The sequence below is a fragment of the Winogradskyella helgolandensis genome (assembly GCF_013404085.1).
GTDB lineage: Bacteria > Bacteroidota > Bacteroidia > Flavobacteriales > Flavobacteriaceae > Winogradskyella > Winogradskyella helgolandensis.
The window spans coordinates 3277422-3296822 of the sequence record NZ_JABFHO010000001.1 but is presented as its reverse complement, the minus strand read 5'-3'; the positions used below and the strand labels follow the sequence as shown (position 1 = coordinate 3296822).

Below are 19401 nucleotides of genomic sequence, written 5' to 3'. Positions count from 1 at the left end.
GTCATGGCGAATACAGTATTCAGTTCTGCACAATCTACAGTGAGAAATTGGTGGATATCACTCGTAATTGGAGTTTTATATATTATTGCAGGAGTTTGGGTGTTTCAAACGCCATTAACAAGTTATGTATCACTAAGTATTGTCTTTAGTGTATTCATATTCGTTTCAGGTATATCTCAAATTTTATTTTCTATTACTAATAAAAAGGATATAGATAATTGGGGTTGGTATCTCGCAAGTGGTATTCTAGATCTTATTGTAGGCTTATTATTAATATCACATCCATTAATGACTATGGCCATTCTACCTTATTATGTTGGTTTTTGGTTATTATTTCAAGCTTTTATGGCCATTGGATTATCGTTTCAGTTTAAAGCCATAGAGGTTCCAAATTGGGGATGGTTATTATGTTTAGGGTTTCTCACTTTAGTGTTTGCATTTCTACTATTAGCAAATCCTGTTTTTGCCGGTTTAAGCATTGTATATATGACAGCTATGGCATTTGTAAGTGCAGGTATATTTAGAATATTTCTAGCATTTGGCTTAAGGAAAATTAAGAACGACTTCAGTTAACAACATTATAAAGCAAGGTTAAAATCGTGAAGGGACATAAGCTTTTTTGGGTTGGTATGATGTTTATTACCATTTGGACAAATTCTTTAATTGGCACCACAGATATAAAGAATTGGCTTATAGAAAATACTTTGACCATTTTAGCTTTGCTTTTTTTAATTATTAATTACAAGAAACACAGATTCAGCAATTCTAGCTATTTTTTAATCTGTGTTTTTTTATGTCTGCATGTTTATGGATCTAAATATACCTATGCTGATAATACTTTTGGCTATTGGCTTCAAGATGTTTTTGATACGTCAAGAAATCAATATGATAGATTAGTACATTTTAGTTTCGGATTTCTGTTATATTATCCTTTAAGGGAATTTTATTTAAACTGGTTAAAATTCCCAAATCGTATCGCCACAATTATACCTATTAGCACCATATTTTCTTTAAGTGCGTTTTACGAAATTCTAGAATGGCTTGTTGCCGATGTCTTTTTTGTAGAAGAAGGTGTTTCATATTTAGGCACGCAAGGCGATGTTTGGGATGCACAAAAAGATATGGCTATGGCATTTTTGGGTGTGGTAATTGCTTATGGAATTTATTATCGTTGTGTACTATCAAAACAACCAAAGTCTAACATTTAAATATATGCTGTCATTAAAAAAAGCAGTGGTTTTGTTAAAATTTTCAAAAAAAAAGCGATGCTGATGTAGGTCAGTGTCAATAGGTTAACACCGCAATACCTTTGAAGTATAAATTAATGTTTAATTAAAATCATAACGAGATGAGAACAGATTTAAGTATTAAGGAAGATGTTTTGGATGAACTACAGTGGCAGCCAAACATAGATGAGACCCAAATTGGGGTTATTGTAAAAAATGGTGTTGTAACACTATCAGGAACCGTAGATAGTTACGTAAAAAAACGCGAAGCAGAAAATGCTGCTAAAAGTGTATTTGGAGTTAAAGCCGTCGCAGAAGATATTGAAGTACAATATGGTGAAAGTTTCAAAAAATCAGATACAGAAATAGCGTTAGCAGCTGTTAATGCTTTAAAGTGGAATATTTCAGTGCCATCTAATAAAATTGAAGTCAAAGTCGAAAATGGTTGGATTTATCTTACAGGTGAAGTGATGTGGGCTTTTGAACAAAACGCTGCAAAAAAAGCAGTAGAAAACCTATCTGGTGTAAAATATGTGGTTAATAATATTACACTTAAAAATAGCGTAGATGCTAGTAATATCGAAGCAAAAATAAAAAAAGCATTTGAGCGTTCTGCAGATATTGATTCCAAAGGAATTACTGTAAAAACAGAAGGACATACGGTAACATTATCTGGTAGAGTACATTCATTAAAAGAAAAAGATGATGCTAGGAGAACAGCTTATTATTCACCAGGTGTTTGGGCTGTAGATAACGAATTAGAAGTTGTTTACTAGTTTTTCTTAATACCTATATAAGAAATTGATATTTCTTATAGAAAACTGCCCTAAATCAATTAATTGGATTAGGGCAATTTTTTTACACTGACCTAGGTCAGTATTTAACATAATCAACTAGACTAATTTTGTATAGATCAATTTAGAAGGCTTTAAAATTCAGAAATAATGAGAACAGATATAGAAATAAAACAGGACGTATTAGATGAATTTGCTTGGCAACCAATTGTTAATGAAACACATTTTAATATAGAAGTTAAATACGGAATTGTTAGGCTTTCTGGTATCGTCAGCAACTTGGCAGAAAAATTAGTCGCTGTAAATGCGGCAAAAAAAATAATAGGGGTTAAAGCTGTTGTGGATGATATCGAAGTTAAAATCAAAGCTAACGTTAGTGATACTGATCTTGCTAAAAAAATCAGTTTTGATTTAGAGTGGAATACTTCCGTACCTCAAGAAAATATTAATGTAAAAGTTGAAGATGGTCATGTTTTCTTAACGGGTAAAGTAAAGTGGGCCTATCAAAAAAGTGAAGCAGAAAAAAGTTTAGAATATATTGAAGGTATAAAAAGCATAATTAATACTATTAGTATAATCGAAGAAGTGACACCAATTGATATAGAGAAAAACATCAATAAAGCTTTTGAGCGTTCAGCAAGCATAGATGCCAATAATATTACTGTTACTATTCAAGGGAATACAGCAATACTTCAAGGTAAAGTAAATTCAATTAAAGAAAAAGACGATGCACTCATAGCGGCATATTTAGCGGAAGGTATCACTAATGTAAAAAATGAATTAAAGGTAGAATACGATGCTGTTTATATGTAAACACAAGAAATATAGAGTTTTAGAATAAAATAATTAAGAGCATAAAAACGATTAAAATGAACTACAAAAATATAACCATAGCAGGAAGCGGAGTTTTGGGCTACCAAATTGCATTTCAAAGCGCATTTCACGGATTTAATGTTACCGTTTTCGATATTAATGATGATGTTTTAGAGAAAGCAAAAGCTAAATTCAAAACGCTGAGCGAAGCCTATAAAAAAGATTTAAATGCTACACAGCAACAAATAGATAAAACGCATTTAAACTTAAATTATACATCAGATCTAGCAGAAGCTGTAAAAGATGCTGATTTACTTATTGAAGCCGTTCCAGAAAACCCAGCAATTAAAATTGATTTCTATAAAAAGCTAGCAAAAGTTGCTCCAGAAAAAACAATTTTTGCTACCAATTCTTCAACCATGTTGCCTAGTCAATTTGCAGAATCGACAGGAAGATCTTCTAAATTTTTAGCATTGCATTTTGCCAATACCATATGGATTCATAATACAGCAGAAATTATGGGACATGCAACTACTGACAAAAAAGTATTTGAAGATGTTGTTGCCTTTGCCAAAGCCATTGGTATGTTGGCACTACCTTTACATAAAGAGCAACCAGGCTATATTTTAAATTCACTATTAGTGCCTTTATTAAGCGCAGCTACGAGTTTATTAGTAAATGAGGTTGCAGATGTGCAAACCATAGATAAAACATGGATGAAAGCAACTGGCGCACCATTAGGTCCTTTTGCTATATTAGATGTTGTTGGTATAACAACCGCTTATAATATAGATAAAATAGCTGCGGATAAGACAAAAGACCCATTAAAAATTAAAACGGTAGCTTACTTAAAAGAGCACTTTATAGATAAAAATAAATTGGGCATTTCTACAGGCGAAGGGTTTTATAAATATCCAAATCCAGCATTTCGAGATTCAGATTTTTTAAAGTAAAATGTAATTCATTTTAAGTTCTACTTAAAATAATGGATAGTAGATCCATGTAAAAGTACTTATATAAAAAGCATAATAAATTATGCAATCAGGCATCGAATACTATATGTAGAAATGATATTAGTTGAGTTTTCTTAGAAATTATGTTTCTCATAAAATTGAAGAATTACGTGTGCGATTAATTATTTGAGGTCAGGCATAGTGTGAAAATTTCAAAATATTGAAAATGAAAGTTTTACATTTATAAAAACTACTTTCTCAAAACTTTTTATGCAAACCAAAAACTTTAATATAAAAGGTTTAACCAATGAAGAAGTGCTGCAAGCGCGATCTAAATATGGGTATAACAAACTAGAAGCTAAAAAAGAGTATTATTTTTTTGAGGCTATTAGAAGTTTGGTAAAAGAGCCCATGGTTATTTTATTATTGGTCGCGTCTGCTATTTACTTTATTAGTGGAAATATTGGAGATGGTATTTTTCTTTCTTCTGCAACAGTCCTCGTCGCTGCTATTTCTTTATACCAAGACTCTAGAAGTCGTAATGCTTTAGAAAAATTAAAAACTTTTTCAGAACCCAAATGTAAAGTCATTCGCAATGGTAAAACTGAAGACATAAAAAGTGAAAATTTAGTTGTTGGAGATAGTCTAATCGTAGAAGAAGGTGGCACTGTTGCAGGAGATGGTATTATTGTTCATTCCAATGATTTCTCTGTAAACGAATCTATTCTAACTGGAGAATCGTTATCTGTTTATAAAGACAAAACAAAAGCAGATCATAAAGTGTATCAAGGAACCTTAGTTTCAGGAGGATTGGCTATTGTTACGGTTACTGCTATTGGTAATGAAACGCAATTAGGTAAAATAGGTAAAAGTATAGAAGAAATACAAAAAGAAAAAACACCATTAGAATTACAGATTAACAATTTTGTAAAAAAAATGGCCATTGTTGGAGCTATTATTTTTATAATTGTTTGGGCCATTAACTATTATCATTCTCACAATATTTTAGACAGTTTACTCAAAGCCTTAACATTAGCTATGAGTATTTTACCAGAAGAAATCCCTGTGGCTTTTACCACATTTATGGCTTTAGGAGCTTGGCGACTGATGAAATTAGGAGTTATTGTTAAGCAAATAAAAACCGTGGAAACTTTAGGTAGTGCGACCATTATTTGTACAGATAAAACAGGTACTATTACCGAAAACAGAATGAGTCTCGCAAGGCTTTTTACGCTGTCTTCTAACAAAATATTCAACATAAATGACACTTTAAGTACTGCTGAAAAAGAATTGATAAAAATTGCGATGTGGGCGAGTGAACCTATTCCTTTTGACCCTATGGAAATAGCGTTACACAATGCTTATAAAAATAGTGTTCAAAGAGATGAACGTTCACAATATGCTATGGTGCATGAATATCCACTAGGAGGAAAACCGCCTATGATGACGCATATATTTAAAAACATTGAAGGCAAAAGAATAATAGCAGCAAAAGGAGCACCAGAAGCTTTAATGGCAATTTCAAATCTCTCAACCATTGAAAAGGAACATATAAATAAAGCGATAGAAACAATAACAGCAGAAGGATATCGTGTATTGGGTGTGGCTGACACCAATTTTGAAGGTGATAATTATCCAAAAACACAGCAAGATTTTCAATTCAATTTTAAAGGAATTGTTGCTTTTTACGATCCACCAAAGAAAAATATAGCATCCGTATTAGAAGATTTTCGTTTAGCAGGAATAAAAGTAAAAATCATCACTGGTGATAATGCATTAACAACTAGAGCTATTGCCAAAGAAATAGGGTTTAAAGGTTTTGAGAAAAGCATGTCTGGGGACGAATTAATGCAACTTAATGACACGGAATTGCGACAAAAAGTAGAAGACACCTCCATATTTACAAGAATGTTTCCGCAGGCTAAACTGAAAATTATTAATGCCTTAAAAGCCAATAAAGAAATTGTAGCCATGACAGGTGATGGTGTTAATGATGGTCCAGCTCTAAAAGCAGCACATATTGGAATTGCGATGGGTAAAAAAGGAACTGAAATTGCTAAGCAAGCAGCAACTTTAATTTTATTGGAAGATGATCTATCAAAAATGGTAGATGCTATTGCTATGGGAAGACGCATTTACGCTAACTTAAAAAAAGCAATTCAGTATATTATATCCATCCACATACCAATTATTTTAACCGTTTTTATTCCTTTAGCCTTGGGTTGGGAATTTCCAAATATATTTTATCCTGTACATATTATTTTCTTAGAATTAATAATGGGTCCAACATGTTCTATTATTTATGAAAATGAACCGATAGAAAAAAACAGTATGCTTCAAAAACCACGTCCGTTTACAGTTACTTTTTTTAACGGAAAAGAATTAACTACTAGTATCGTACAAGGTCTTATTATTACTTTGGGAGTGCTGATGGTATATCAATATGGCATACAACACGATTATAGTGAATCACTTACGCGAAGTATGGTTTTTACGACATTAATTGCTGCTAATATATTTCTAACCTTGGTAAATCGGTCTTTTTATTATTCGGTTCTAACGACCTTAAAATATAAAAATAAGTTAGTGCCATTGATTATTGGTATCACGATTACTATAACTGCATCCCTGCTTTTTATACCGCCATTCACAAAATTCTTCAAGTTTGAAACCTTAAGCTTTTCGCAATTATTTATTAGCATACTAACAGGTTTTATAGCTGTAATTTGGTATGAAATAGTAAAATGGAATAAGCGCAAAAAAAACAGAAACTAAGTTGTCTTAAATCTAGAAATACGAAGCAAAAAGGGCTGATACAAGTCATTTCAATTAAAACCTTCCTAAAGTAACTTTGTAGTAAACATATATCCAATAATTTAAATATAATTATTATGAGAACAGATTTAGATATTAAAAAAGATGTATTGGAGGAACTCGAATGGCAACCCAATGTAGACGAAACTCAAATTGGAGTCGTCGTAGAGAATGGAACTGTTATGCTTACAGGTGTCCTAGATGATTACCATAAAAAAGTGGCTGCAGAAGAAGCTGTAAAACGAGTGAAAGGGGTAAAGGCATTAGCAGGAGATATTGAAGTTAAGTACGGAACAAACTACCAAAAAACGGACTTAGAGATTAGTAAAGCCATTGTAAGAGCTTTTGAATGGAACACAGCAGTGCCTGAAGATAAAATTTCGATTGAAGTACGAGATGGTTGGATTAATTTATCAGGAGAAGTGGAATCCTTCTACCAAAAGGATGCCGCGAAACGTGTTGCAGAAAACATAATTGGAGTAAAGTGGATAAACAATACCATCACTATAAAACAAAGCCTACAACCATTAGATGTTAAGGAAAAAATAACTAAAGCCTTTAAACGCTCTGCAGCTATAGAAGCCAATGCAATCTCAGTTGATGCCACAGATGGTTTAGTGAAACTTAATGGCACAGTTCATTCAATAGCAGAAAAGAAAGCGGCTGAAAACGCGGCATATTTAGCACCAGGTGTTCATATTGTAATCAATGAGATCGAAGTAATTGACTAGTTGCATAAAGTGATAAAATTTAGAGAATTTTATTTTTTATTAAATAGCATTACTCCATTAGTATTACATTTAGATAAAACTTATGACTATACACAGAAAAAGAAATAAAAGTCTCGGTCTTCCAGAACTCATTGCTATAGCCTTGGGAGGAATGGTAGGTGGTGGCATCTTTACCATTTTAGGCATAGCGGTTTCCATTATTGGGAATTTGGCACCTGTTGCCATTATTATTGGGGGTTGTATAGCAACTTTAGCTGCTTATTCTTATGTTAAACTAGGACTTTATTATAAAGATGAAGGCGCAACATATTCCTTTTTTAAACGAACGTATCCTAATTCGCCTTTTTCGGCTTCAGTTGTGGGTTGGTTTGTTATTTTTGGTTACATAAGTACCTTAGCACTGTATGCCTATACATTTTCATCTTACGCTATTAGTAGTACTGATTTTGCCAATACTATTTGGATTAGAAAAGCCATTGCCATTGGTGTAATTGCTCTTTTTACAGGTATTAATGTGTGGAGCGTTAATGGTATGGGAAAAATAGAAGATGTTATGGTATATACCAAATTGGTTTTGCTCACTATTATTTCTATTGTACTCATTCAACATGGCACTACTGATTTTAGCACGTTTATTGATAATATGGTCTTGGATGCTGAAAAATCTAACCTGTTTTCCATTCTTATTGTGGCTTCGTTAACGTTTGTAGCTTTTGAAGGTTTTCAATTGGTTATTAATGCGGTTAATGAAATGACAAATCCTGAAAAAAATATTCCTAGAGCGATCTATTCAGCCATAGCCTTGGCGATACTTATCTATGTTGTGATTTCCATTGGGGCATTGTTCGCCATACCTACAGAAGAAATTATAAAGAATAAAGAATTTGCCTTAGCAGCAGGCGCGGGAACTGTATTGGGAAGTTTAGGTACCAACATTGTTATTTTGGGTGCTATACTCGCCACCAGTAGTGCCATAAGCGGAACCGTATTTGGTTCATCACGTCAAATGGCAGTTATTGCTAAAGATGGATTTTTTCCACATTGGTTGTGTGTTCGAAAAAATAATAGTCCACAAAATGCCATTATTACAATGGCTATTTTGGCAAGTATTTTAATTCTGTTAGGTGGCCTAGAATTAATTCTAGAATTTGGAAGTATTACTTTTTTATTAGTGTCTTTACTGATGGCAATTGCTAACTATAAAATAAGAACAGAAACAAATTCTTCAAAATTTATTACAATGCTTTCTATTTTAGGACTTGGAATGGGTGGACTATTGATTTTATATTATGAATTTACAAACGAATGGCAACAGATGATTGCCATTATTATTTTGTATGTTATTTTGGCTGTTTTTGCTTGGATATATTCAAAAAAGGAAGCGCAGCGCAAACTGAAATAATAAAATAGTATCTAACATTTAAAGCTACATTTTTTCGAATCTTCCCGTTTTTTCTGTCAGTTTAATTCTGTACACAACTCCTTGCAAAGCTTCAATGGATTCTTGTCCTGAGTCAGTCATTGAGTGACTCATAGTTGTCTCTCCAGTCATTAAAGGCATAACTTTATCTGTTATTATTTTCATGCCTTCTATTCGTTCCTCAGGTGTTTTTAATTCTTCAAATTTTCCCCAAGCAATGACACTTCTCCAATTACTCATATTATCTACAACATCGGCTTCAAAACAAACCATTGGATTCTTTCGCATCATGTCAATCTTCATACCTTCGTTAGTATGTCCGTAGATATATTTACCATCATAGGCATAAGTTATAGGAACGATATAGGTTTTATTATCTGTATGGCAGCCAATTCTACCAATAATTAAACTGTGTAATACATGCTCAATCTGTCTATTGTTTAAGTTGCCTAACATAATGATGATTTTTATTATCAATGATTTAAAGCATAAATTTAGTCCAATAAAACGGTTTCTGAAATGACCGAAATCAGTCTAAATACTTATTACACTTAAAACAGAATTTTAGAAAGCATGATTCTTTGAAGATGAAAGGAGACCGTGCAAAGAATTTATAGGTGTAGATTTTTTATCCTTTAACTAAGAGATTAATTTAATCATTCTCTTAAAACATGCTTCTATTACTAATGATTTTATAAAAATAATGATAACTGCCCTTTTCAATTTGAAATTAAAATTTTAAAAGGCCCATTAACACGTCAACTTGAAACGCGCTAACAGCAGGCAAACTTATGTCTGCATTCATCAATACCAGTCCATATCCCAAGTCCGAGAGTTTACAGTCTTGAATAATGCCTTCATTTAACCCACTAAAAATAGGTAAGAAGTGTTTGTGAGTTTTAATACCTGAAGCATTTGCGACTTTAATGGCAGCAGAAACAGCATCGGAAATTTGAGTAGGAGATAAGCCTTTATCTAAAAGATCGCTTGCCAAATATTTCATGTGTGTAGCATAATAGATATTCATAAAATTTTGAACAGTATCTGCTATATCATAGGTGGCTGTGTATATTGCTAATTCCATATTTAATTTTTTTTTAATTCATATTTAACTCAAAACGGAAGTGTGTTGTTTTATAACACCTATAAGTTGCTCCTTACTCTGTACACCAGATTGTCGCCAAACAATCTGTCCCTCTTTAAACAAAACCAATGTTGGAACACCTCTAACATTGTAGCGCTGTGCTACTGCTTGGTTTTTATCAATATCTATTTTTATAACGCGTACTTTGCCATTAACCTCTTGCGCTAACGCTTTTATAATTGGTGATTGCGCTTTACAAGGTCCACACCATTCGGCGAAGAAATCTACTAGAACAGGTACTTCTTCATTTACTATTTTATTGAAATCCCCTTTCATAATTTTTATAAATTTTAATTCGAATTAATAAAAGTTAGATAATTTACTAATTAAGACTTTTTGCATAATCAAATACAATTCTTTTAAAGGTTTTAAAATTTTTACTAAAAGTGTTTATTCTTAATCGAATTTGTTGATGTTTTTCTCTATAATCATTATCCGATAATCCTTTTTCAGCCAATTCTATTTTAGATAAAAGCTGTTCGTGTTCAATGATGCTTTGCTCTAAATCGTTGAACAAATCAGTGTGAATCATATTTAAATTATCCAGCATCTTTTCATAGTCTGACTTGTTGTATTTTGCCCCATCTTTTTCTTTTAATAAATTTTCAAAAAATCGAACTTCATCTTTATACAAGTCAATAGTATCTAGCCATTCTCTGCTTTCAAAATGTAAAACATCGAGTCCTGCACCTAATAAATATTGTGCTTTTGGGTTTGAAATTAATGTGTCCATAATTATCTATTTTTTTTTTAGTTTGTGTCTACGGTTTGAGGTGTTCTTAAACCTTGTAATTTTTTAAATAATTCTTCTTCTTCCTTTGTAAGCGCTTTAGGTAAATTCACGGTTAATTTCACTAACAAATCACCATGTGTTGTTGGTTTATTATATTTAGGCATGCCTTTGCCTTTTAATCTGAGTATTTTTCCTGTTTCACTACCTTTTGGAACGGTAACCTTTACAGTTCCTGTAAGCGTTGGTACTTCTATTTTACCACCTAAAATGGCGGTATATAAATCTACTGAGGCACTGTAGAGTAGGTTATCTCCATTTCTTTGAAATCGAGGATCTTGTTGTACTTTTAAAATAATATACAAATCACCTCTGTTGCCGGCTTGAACACCTTTCTGGCCTTTGCCTTTTATTTTTAATTGCTGACCGTCATATGCTCCTTTTTTAATCGATATGCGTAACGTTTCATTGTGGATTTCAAAGGTACGTTTGCTTCCTTCGTAGGCTTCCAAAAGTGTAATTGGCATTTCGGCTTGCGTGTCGCCTCCAGAATGTGCTGATCGTTGGCCTCTTGTATTTCGTCCGCCTGCTCCAAAAAAGGTTTCAAAGAAACTAGAGAAATCTTCGCCACTTTGTGCACCTTGGCCATAAAAACTAGAAGGATCTCCTTGATAAGAATAACCATTTGCTCTGCTTTGTCTTTGGTTGGCTTGATTGGCGTAATCTCGCCAGTCATCTCCTGTATTTTGGTAAGCTTCCCAGTTAGAGCCTAGTGTGTCATATTTTTCACGCTTTTCTTTATCGCTTAAAACTTCGTTAGCCTCGTTTATTTCTTTAAATTTTTCTTCAGACGCTTTATCATCAGGATTTTTATCTGGATGATGTTTCGCTGCTAATTTCCGATAGGCTTTCTTAATTTCTTTTTCGGAAGCATCTTTGCTAACTCCTAATATTTTATAATAATCCTTGTAGTTCATTTTACAAAATGATTTATTATTTCACAGGATATCTGTTCATAAAACTGACTTTAAGCGCGTTTTTCGCAGTTGCTAAATGTAGTTTTACCGTTTCAATGGTTATATTTTGTATTTGAGCAATATCACCCAATTCTAAGTGCTGAACAGTAGACAATTGAAAAACGGTTCGCATCTCTAATGGTAAGTGATGTAGCACTAATGCAATTTGGTTTTCAATGTCTTTAGCACTTAAATCCTTATCAATTTTTTCAATCCAGTCTTTCTCTTCATCTTCAATAAATACATGATTTAGGGTGTAGTCGTTATGATTGTAAGACATGTCATCTAATTCTTCAATCAACAGTAAATCGCCACCACCATCGGTACTAAATTTTTCTTGCATTTCATCCCATTCGGGTTGCGTATAAGTGTCAATGTTTTTTAGAAAGAAATCATCAAAAGATTCTTCTTCAATTTTATCATCTAATAAGTCATTAGCTTTTTTAAATAACCAAGGATAAAATTTTTTCTCGTTTTCAACCTCATTAATGTGGTCATAAACTTCAATAAACAATTGGTCTATAAAATCGTCAGCTTTATATTTGTTTTGAGGTAAATTTCCTTTAGTTAAAGCTGTACTTAATCTTTTAATGATGTAACGCTTTACTTCAAATAAGTCCGTTAATAATAATTTATTGAAAGCTGCTTGTTTGTTTTCGCTTTTATATGTCTTTAAATCGGAAAATGTACTTGCTACAAATACATCAAATTCCTTTTTACTTTCATAATATTTTAGATTGTCCATTTTAGAAAAAATTTAGTACCCAAATTTACGGCTGCTATAGATTTAGGGGAATGACCTAGGTCATTCTAACAAAAAACATATCATGCTGACTTGAATCATTTTAGATCCTAATACTCTAAGCTACTTTTGAATACTGATTTAATGTTTAATAAAAAAGTATAGATATGAGAACTGATGAAAGTATAAAAGAAGATATTTTAGAAGAACTGTCTTGGCAACCTAACATTGATGAAACTGAAATTGGTGTTATTGTAAAAAATGGTGTGGTAACTTTAAGTGGTATTGTAGATAACTATACTAAAAAACGCAACGCAGAAAAAGCAGTAAGACATGTTTCTGGTGTAAAAGCTGTAGCAGAAGGTATCGTCGTTAAATATGGTGTAGATAATAAATTTACTGATACGGAAATAGCGAAAGCAGTGGTTGATGCTTTAAAAAGAAACTCATCTGTACCTGAAGAAAAAGTTGAAGCAAAAGTTGAAAACGGTTGGGTATACTTAACTGGCAATGTAGAATGGGAATATCAAAGAATAGCTGCAAAAACTGCTGTTGAGGATTTGCTTGGTGTACATGGTGTAACCAATGAAATCACTTTAAAACCTATTGCGAAACCTGTAGATATTAAGAATAAAATTAAACAAGCATTCGAGCGTATGGCAGATATTGATGCGAAAAATATTTATGTAGATGTTGAAGGTCATACCGTAAAATTACATGGTAGAGTCAATTCAATTTTAGAAAAAGATGAAGCTAGAAAGACGGCATATTCTGCTCCTGGTGTTTATGATGTGAAAAATGAGTTGGAAATAATCTAACACAAGATTAAAACTCAAATTTAGTTTAATATATTAAGGTTTAAGAGTGCAGATTTGCTTTAGTGCAAATACAATTGTTCTTTTAAACCTTAAAAATAAAAACATGACACATTAATAATTAGATTTTAATACCTAAAAGATTCTTTAAATGGATGTACCATGTGACAGATAAAATCAATAGAAAAGACACATGAAACATCCATAACTAACTGTTTATATCTAATAGAATGATTAAATGGATGTACCATGTGACAGATAAAAAACAATAGAAAAAACACATGAAATCATTTTCGCTTTTTGCCATTTTCTTATTATGTGTTGCCCTATTTTTAGTGGATGTTACAGCATTCTATTGGTTGCAGTCCATAACACTTCTATTGGATTCAATAATTTTAAGAACGATTATTAACGTTCTATTTTGGTTGTTTACAATTGGTTTAATAGGATCTATTTTAACATTAAAAATCACTTTAGATGCTATCAGTCCAATTAGAAAACAGCGCCTTATCTCTAAGTTTTATGGACTTGCAATTTTATCATTTGTACCTAAGTTAATTTTCGTTGTTGTTATCTCAATACTATATTTTACAAATTTTATTTTCTCAGAAAGTAAATCAATTATTGTTATTCCTATTGTTGGCTTGTTCTCTGGGTTTCTTCCATTTTTTGTTATTCTTTATGGGATTTTTAAAGCGAAATATAGATTTAAAGTATATGATCATACTGTAAAGTCTAAAAAGCTACCAAAATCTTTTGATGGTTTGCGAATAGTGCAATTATCAGATGCGCATTTGGGTAGTTTTAATTATGCCTATCAAAAATTAGAGCCTGCTATTGAAATAATAAATAATATAAAACCAGATTATATTGTTTTTACAGGCGATTTGGTAAATAATTACGCATGGGAATTGCGAGGTTGGGATAAAATCTTCAATAAATTAAAAGCCAAAAAAGGTAAATATGCCATTTTGGGCAATCATGATTATGGGGATTATAGCCAATGGGAAACAGTAGAAGCAAAGCAAGAAAATTTCGTTGCCATAAAGCATTTTTTTAAAACTATAGATTTTAAATTGTTATTGAATGAAGCTGAAATAATTTCAAAAAACAATGAACAAATTGCTATAATAGGATTAGAAAATTGGGGAAAACCACCATTTAAGCAATATGGAGATTTAGATAAAGCGATGGAAGTTGTTAAAGCTATTCCGTTTAAGATTCTATTATCGCATGATCCGACGCATTGGGTGGAAGAAGTAATAGATAAAACGGATATTTCATTAACGCTTTCAGGACATACACACGGCATGCAAGCGGCTTTTCAGTATAAACATTTACAATGGAGTCCTATTAAATACAAGTTTAAACATTGGGCTGGTTTGTACAAACATAATACGCAATATCTTTATGTTAACAGAGGTTTGGGTTGGTTGGGTTTTCCTGCAAGGATTGGAATGCGTCCAGAAATAACCTTGATAGAATTAAAAACCAATTTGGGTTAACTTATATAACGCTGAAGCCTATAATAACCAAATCAAAATTCCACTCAGCTGCAGTAAAAACGGTGTAAAATATTATTATTTACAGTTAATTATTGTTTCTGCTGAGTGGCATTGATCTTTAATATTTACTTGACACCCAAAATCACTAAGTTATCTAGCGGTATATCCACCATCAATAACTAATTCACTACCCGTCGTAAATTTAGATTCATCAGAGATCAAATACAGTATACCATAGGCAATATCAATAGCTTCACCAATTTGTCCTATTGGGTGCAGACTATCAAGTTGTTCACGGAACCCTGGTTTTTCTTTACCTAACGCTTCCACTAATGGTGTCCAAATAAAACCTGGATGCACAGAATTTACTCTAATCTTATCTTTTGCGTATTGTATGGCATCGGTTTTAGACATTACTCTAACCGCACCTTTAGAAGCGTGATATGGTGGTAAATCTGCAGCGCCTACAATTCCATAAATTGACGACAGGTTTACAATACTTCCGCCACCAGATTTTTTCATAAAAGGTATTGCATGCTTGGAACAAAAGAAAACCCCTTTTAAATTAATATTCATAACAAGATCCCATTCTTTTTCGGTTACTTCATGAGATGGTTTGTCTGCGCCCGCAATTCCCGCATTATTTACAGTAGCATCAAGTCTGCCAAACTCTTTAAAAACATTTGTATATACGCTCTCAACTTCTTTTTCGTTTGTTACATCTAGATGATAGAATTGTGAGACCCCTCCGGATTTGTTTATGTCGTCAACCAACTCCTGACCTTCTTTATCAAGAATATCCGCTACGGCAACTTTTGCTCCATGTTTAGCTAACAAAAGACACGTTTCACGTCCGATACCTAATGCACCACCTGTTACAACCACAACTTTGTTTTCTACTCTTTTCATAATTTCTAAATTTTATATTACTAATTATTTCTACTATGAATTTAGAAAAACGTTTAGGAGTTAACAATGATGTAGGTCAGTGGCCATACTATTTGTCGATGATTATACGTTGGTTTGGATCAACACAGCCATTTGGTTTCTGGATATATTTTTCATGAAGTGGCTAGAGTTTGAAATTGTTGTAATACGGTCTAAAAGTGCTGCCGTTTTATGATTCTTGAAACCCGTCTTGTTCTTTAGCAAGGCTTTTATCAAGTTTTACATTGGGTAGACCAATTAATCCTCTTAATACCCCATGAATAATAGCAATTGGGATTAAACATATCCCAGCTATTAGTAGTCCTAATTCAGCTACTAACGAACTATCTTTATAAGGTTTTCCTTTTAGACGAGATTGAAATGCACTAAACGGAATACCAAACATGTTACCAATAGTCATGATCTGAATTATAGAAAGAATAATAAGGGCTTGCTTCTTTCCATATTCGGATACAATTGCATCATAAGTGAATTTTTTAGGATATCCTCTTGAGTCTGCATAATGTTGAGCAAACATAATTGCTTTTGCTTCTACCGGTTTCATAAAATGATCTTTGCCACTTAGAAAACTACTTATTTCTTTACCACTTATACCTTGACGCAAAGCCAATTTGGCATGTCCATAGGAGCAGACAGCGCATCCATTTACTTCAGTTACTGCTAATTGTAAACGTTTTGCAAAATTAATATCGATGAATTGACTTTTACTATTTTCAATCATTTTAATAATAGCCCTAGGCATATAAACCGTGGCTCGATACATTTCCCGCAAACTGAACTTATTTTTAAATTCTGTGCGAGAACTAAGGAATTCTGATATATTAATATCTGTTTTCATTTTTAAAATTTAACGGTGTTTTTGACCAAAGATTTTTAAGTAGAATTGACATAGTAACTATAGCATAGAGATAGAGTTCTAAAAAAAAACGTATGTTATTGGGCTTTTCATCCCTAAATCATTAAAGCTATTTTCTAAGCCGATTCTTTAAAATTAACGCCTATTTCCTGTAATTCACTTTTATTGCCTCTTATTACAAGTAGATAATTGCCTTTATTTAACGCTTTTGAATAAGCGAGGACGCTTTTTTTCTCAATTCCCAAGCCTCTTAAAATCCCATATAGACCTGTTGTCATTGATCCAATTGATTTACCATTAATTTTTTGTAAAAATATAGGTGTCAAAAATCCTGTAATAAAAATAGTACCTATATTAGGGTTTGACACTATTCCAAAATTTGAAGAAAGTTTCAATTCATCCTTATAATCGGCTTTTAATTCCGTCCAATAATTTGTGAAATTGGTATATAAATCAACATCTTCTAGTTTGCCTAAAACAGAAATTTGAATACCATCAATTTTCAATCGGCAAATGTGCTTTATAGCATTATTCATTTGCTTAATTGAAGGGAAAGCTTTTAATAATACGTGCTTTTCTTTTAATTCTTCAATTTTAGAATTCATCTTCTTTGTTATGCTGGCAATATTATTACCGATTATAATGCTAAAATAAAAGAATGAACGCCTATAAGAAATGACCTCCATCAATCTAGTTATTTATGATATTATTTAATTTTTTTCTAGGCTGACGTAGGTCATTCTAATCTTGGGTTAATAGTCCTAATTTTGAAGTGTAAAATTTAATTATTAACCAGTCTGCCAATGTGCAGGTCTAAAAAAACATAGAATCATGACAAGAAATAGCGAAAACACCTTATTAGCTTTATTAACAGGAGCAGCAATAGGTGCAGGTATTGGAATTTTATACGCACCAGATAAGGGTACAGAAACAAGAAGAAGAATTAAGCAAAAAGCTGAAGATATGGAACACGACATTGCTGAACGTGTATCTCATGCAAAAGAAGAATTGACGAAAACCGTAAATCATAAAAAGGAAGAGTTTGAACAAAAATTAGATGATACTATTTCTAATATGAGCGGGAAAGCTGATGATATCATTTCTGCTTTAGAAAATAAGTTGGAAGAACTTAAAAGAAGAAATGCACACCTTCAAAAAAACTAATTATGTCATTTGAAGCATTAAAAGAAAGCCTTTTAGAAACTGATGTTAATATTCATGGCTATGTAAAAAGTAGTGAAGAATACATTAAGCTAAAAAGTTTTAAAGCACTTATGGTTAGTATTGTTTTTATAACAAAAGCACTAATTATAGGTGCTTTAAGTTCTATTGCCTTACTCATTGTTTCATTTGCAGTAGCTTTTAAAATAGCTCAAATGTTAGAGAATACATTTTATGGTTTTTTAATTGTGGGCTTATTTTATGTTTTGGTAGTTGTACTTACTTATGTTTTTAGAGCTAAACTTAATGCGCCTTTGATCCGTAAATTTTCTAACTATTACTTTTCGAAAGATGATACCAAATAAATATAATTCGTTTGCCGACATCGATAATCAGTTAAAGATTTTGAGCTTGCAAAAACAGATCTATAAAGAACAGATAAAACAGAGTTTTAAAAGTTCTAAAAATAGTTTAAGACCTAATAACATTAAACATGAGTTTAAAGGTTTACTACAAGAGCGACTCGTAATGATTTTAAGAACTTATTTACTTAAAAAATTGAAAGGGAATAGAGTGGAAGAACCGGAATAAAATAAAAAGGTTATTATCCAAACTCAGCAACATCTCTCAAGCCTTCTTTATCTAACAAAACAAGTTTTCTATTAGGTTCTACTCCAATTAAACCTTCATTTTTAAATTCGGTTAACATTCTAATTGCAGTTTCAGTTGCGGTTCCAATAAGACCAGCAAAATCTTCTCTTGGCATGCTTATGCCTTTATGCTGCTTATCTTTTATTAAACCTTTGGCATCTAATTCTAATAATGCTTTGGCGGTTTTTTGACGCACTGTAGCAAATGCCATATCCACGAGTTGTTCTTGTAAATGGATTAGACTATGAGAAATCATTTCAATAAATTTATTAGAAACATCTTTATTAACATGTATGAGTTTTGTAAAATCTGCTTTTGGGATACCACAAATTTCAGCATCTTCTAAAACACTCGCTGTTTCTATATAAGTTCCGGTATCTCCTAATAATGATAATTGCCCAATGAAATCGCCTGCACCATATAAACCTGTTACAAATTCCTTACCAGATTCTGTTGTTCGGTAGGTTTTTACATTACCACTTTGTATATAAAACAATTGATGTGCTGCATTGCCTTCATCATAAATTCTTTCTTTAGTTTTATAAGATTGAATGCTGCGGTCTTTAGACAAAGCTTCCAGGTTTAAATAGTCTGATGCTTCATTTAAAAATTGATTAATACCGTCAATGTTTTTAGCATACTCTTTCTTTAAAAATGTATTTTTTCTTATTCTACATTCTATGGCATCGAGTAATTCCGTTTCTTCAAATGGTTTGGTTAAGTAATCATCAGCACCAAGATTCATACCTTTTCTTAAATCTGCTTTTTCAGATTTAGCGGTTAAAAAAACAAATGGAATACTGGCCGTTTTTAGATTATTACTTAGGCGTTCAAACACACCGTAGCCATCTAATACAGGCATCATAATGTCGCAAATAATTAAATCAGGCATAATTTCAAGTGCTTTTTCAACACCAATTTTACCATTTTCTGCAGTTGATACATCGTAGTTTTCTAATTCAAGAATTTCGGCCGTATTTTCTCTAACATCTTTGTTGTCTTCAATTAATAGTATTTTTTTCATGTGTCTAGATTTATTGTTTTCAATGATCATCTCAATAATTATCGGCAATATTTGCAAT

General features: G+C 32.2%; 23 protein-coding genes. 13 read left to right on the top strand and 10 right to left on the bottom strand.

The genetic code is table 11. The annotated features are described in order from the left end of the window. The first annotated feature begins 3 nt into the window (after positions 1 to 3). The 8 genes from HM992_RS13875 (at position 4) to HM992_RS13840 (ending at position 8733) form a co-directional block, all read left to right on the top strand. The gene (locus tag HM992_RS13875) at positions 4 to 573 is read left to right on the top strand and encodes an HdeD family acid-resistance protein (protein ID WP_179320093.1); all 570 of its coding nucleotides are present in this window, start codon (positions 4 to 6) and stop codon (positions 571 to 573) included. Between the two features lie 26 nt (positions 574 to 599). Then, a complete protein-coding gene (locus HM992_RS13870) occupies positions 600 to 1208 on the top strand; it encodes a DUF2238 domain-containing protein (RefSeq protein WP_317167547.1) in 609 nt (202 codons plus the stop codon). Positions 1209 to 1348: 140 nt separating this feature from the next. After that, positions 1349 to 2002 (top strand): BON domain-containing protein, encoded by a 654-nt coding sequence (locus tag HM992_RS13865; protein WP_179320092.1) that lies wholly within the window; start codon positions 1349 to 1351, stop codon positions 2000 to 2002. A gap of 168 nt (positions 2003 to 2170) precedes the next feature. Beyond that, positions 2171 to 2833 carry a BON domain-containing protein gene (locus tag HM992_RS13860; protein WP_179320091.1) on the top strand — a complete coding sequence of 221 codons (663 nt, stop codon included), beginning with the start codon at positions 2171 to 2173 and terminating at the stop codon, positions 2831 to 2833. A 56-nt stretch (positions 2834 to 2889) separates the two neighbouring features. Beyond that, positions 2890 to 3786: a 3-hydroxyacyl-CoA dehydrogenase gene (locus HM992_RS13855; RefSeq protein ID WP_179320090.1), complete on the top strand. Its 897-nt coding sequence runs from the start codon at positions 2890 to 2892 to the stop codon at positions 3784 to 3786. Positions 3787 to 4056: 270 nt separating this feature from the next. Next, positions 4057 to 6561 carry a cation-translocating P-type ATPase gene (locus HM992_RS13850; protein WP_179320089.1) on the top strand — a complete coding sequence of 835 codons (2505 nt, stop codon included), beginning with the start codon at positions 4057 to 4059 and terminating at the stop codon, positions 6559 to 6561. 116 nt (positions 6562 to 6677) lie between these two features. Then, the gene (locus HM992_RS13845) at positions 6678 to 7331 is read left to right on the top strand and encodes a BON domain-containing protein (RefSeq protein WP_178985559.1); all 654 of its coding nucleotides are present in this window, start codon (positions 6678 to 6680) and stop codon (positions 7329 to 7331) included. 82 nt (positions 7332 to 7413) lie between these two features. Then, positions 7414 to 8733: an APC family permease gene (locus HM992_RS13840; RefSeq protein WP_178985558.1), complete on the top strand. Its 1320-nt coding sequence runs from the start codon at positions 7414 to 7416 to the stop codon at positions 8731 to 8733. A gap of 24 nt (positions 8734 to 8757) precedes the next feature. Here the strand turns inward: HM992_RS13840 and HM992_RS13835 are convergent, their stop codons facing one another. From HM992_RS13835 to HM992_RS13810, 6 genes are all read right to left on the bottom strand, one after another. Further along, positions 8758 to 9207, bottom strand: coding sequence for a pyridoxamine 5'-phosphate oxidase family protein (locus HM992_RS13835; RefSeq protein ID WP_179320088.1), 450 nt, complete (start codon positions 9205 to 9207; stop codon positions 8758 to 8760). 274 nt (positions 9208 to 9481) lie between these two features. Beyond that, positions 9482 to 9835 carry a hypothetical protein gene (locus HM992_RS13830; protein WP_179320087.1) on the bottom strand — a complete coding sequence of 118 codons (354 nt, stop codon included), beginning with the start codon at positions 9833 to 9835 and terminating at the stop codon, positions 9482 to 9484. Positions 9836 to 9859: 24 nt separating this feature from the next. After that, positions 9860 to 10171 (bottom strand): thioredoxin, encoded by a 312-nt coding sequence (gene trxA, locus HM992_RS13825; protein WP_179320086.1) that lies wholly within the window; start codon positions 10169 to 10171, stop codon positions 9860 to 9862. 46 nt (positions 10172 to 10217) lie between these two features. Further along, positions 10218 to 10628 (bottom strand): hypothetical protein, encoded by a 411-nt coding sequence (locus HM992_RS13820; RefSeq protein WP_178985554.1) that lies wholly within the window; start codon positions 10626 to 10628, stop codon positions 10218 to 10220. Between the two features lie 17 nt (positions 10629 to 10645). Further along, the gene (locus HM992_RS13815) at positions 10646 to 11602 is read right to left on the bottom strand and encodes a DnaJ C-terminal domain-containing protein (RefSeq protein WP_179320085.1); all 957 of its coding nucleotides are present in this window, start codon (positions 11600 to 11602) and stop codon (positions 10646 to 10648) included. Positions 11603 to 11618: 16 nt separating this feature from the next. Continuing rightward, complete coding sequence (locus HM992_RS13810; protein WP_179320084.1) at positions 11619 to 12386, bottom strand: sigma-70 family RNA polymerase sigma factor; 768 nt, start codon at positions 12384 to 12386, stop codon at positions 11619 to 11621. A gap of 164 nt (positions 12387 to 12550) precedes the next feature. On the opposite strand from HM992_RS13810, the gene HM992_RS13805 reads away from it, so the two are divergent. Continuing rightward, positions 12551 to 13201 (top strand): BON domain-containing protein, encoded by a 651-nt coding sequence (locus tag HM992_RS13805; RefSeq protein WP_179320083.1) that lies wholly within the window; start codon positions 12551 to 12553, stop codon positions 13199 to 13201. A gap of 278 nt (positions 13202 to 13479) precedes the next feature. Beyond that, positions 13480 to 14703 carry a metallophosphoesterase gene (locus HM992_RS13800; protein ID WP_179320082.1) on the top strand — a complete coding sequence of 408 codons (1224 nt, stop codon included), beginning with the start codon at positions 13480 to 13482 and terminating at the stop codon, positions 14701 to 14703. A 150-nt stretch (positions 14704 to 14853) separates the two neighbouring features. On the opposite strand, the gene HM992_RS13795 is transcribed toward HM992_RS13800, so the two are convergent. The 3 genes from HM992_RS13795 to HM992_RS13785 all read right to left on the bottom strand — a co-directional run bounded on the left by HM992_RS13795 (position 14854) and on the right by HM992_RS13785 (position 17112). After that, a complete protein-coding gene (locus HM992_RS13795; protein WP_179320081.1) occupies positions 14854 to 15612 on the bottom strand; it encodes an SDR family NAD(P)-dependent oxidoreductase in 759 nt (252 codons plus the stop codon). A gap of 208 nt (positions 15613 to 15820) precedes the next feature. Beyond that, entirely contained in the window at positions 15821 to 16489 is a 669-nt protein-coding gene (locus tag HM992_RS13790) for a carboxymuconolactone decarboxylase family protein (RefSeq protein WP_179320080.1), read from the bottom strand. 134 nt (positions 16490 to 16623) lie between these two features. Further along, positions 16624 to 17112 carry a hypothetical protein gene (locus tag HM992_RS13785; protein ID WP_179320079.1) on the bottom strand — a complete coding sequence of 163 codons (489 nt, stop codon included), beginning with the start codon at positions 17110 to 17112 and terminating at the stop codon, positions 16624 to 16626. A gap of 226 nt (positions 17113 to 17338) precedes the next feature. Here HM992_RS13785 and HM992_RS13780 point away from each other — a divergent pair, with 226 nt between their 5' ends. From HM992_RS13780 to HM992_RS13770, 3 genes are read left to right on the top strand one after another with little or no spacing between them, the layout of a single operon-like run. After that, on the top strand, positions 17339 to 17671 hold the full coding sequence (locus tag HM992_RS13780) for a YtxH domain-containing protein (protein WP_178985546.1): 333 nt from the start codon (positions 17339 to 17341) through the stop codon (positions 17669 to 17671). A gap of 2 nt (positions 17672 to 17673) precedes the next feature. Beyond that, complete coding sequence (locus HM992_RS13775; protein WP_179320078.1) at positions 17674 to 18033, top strand: hypothetical protein; 360 nt, start codon at positions 17674 to 17676, stop codon at positions 18031 to 18033. Then, complete coding sequence (locus tag HM992_RS13770) at positions 18020 to 18259, top strand: DUF6327 family protein (protein ID WP_178985544.1); 240 nt, start codon at positions 18020 to 18022, stop codon at positions 18257 to 18259. Before HM992_RS13775 ends, HM992_RS13770 begins: the two co-directional genes overlap by 14 nt. 13 nt (positions 18260 to 18272) lie before the next feature. On the opposite strand, the gene HM992_RS13765 is transcribed toward HM992_RS13770, so the two are convergent. Next, positions 18273 to 19343: a response regulator gene (locus HM992_RS13765; protein WP_178985543.1), complete on the bottom strand. Its 1071-nt coding sequence runs from the start codon at positions 19341 to 19343 to the stop codon at positions 18273 to 18275. Positions 19344 to 19401: the final 58 nt, after the last annotated feature.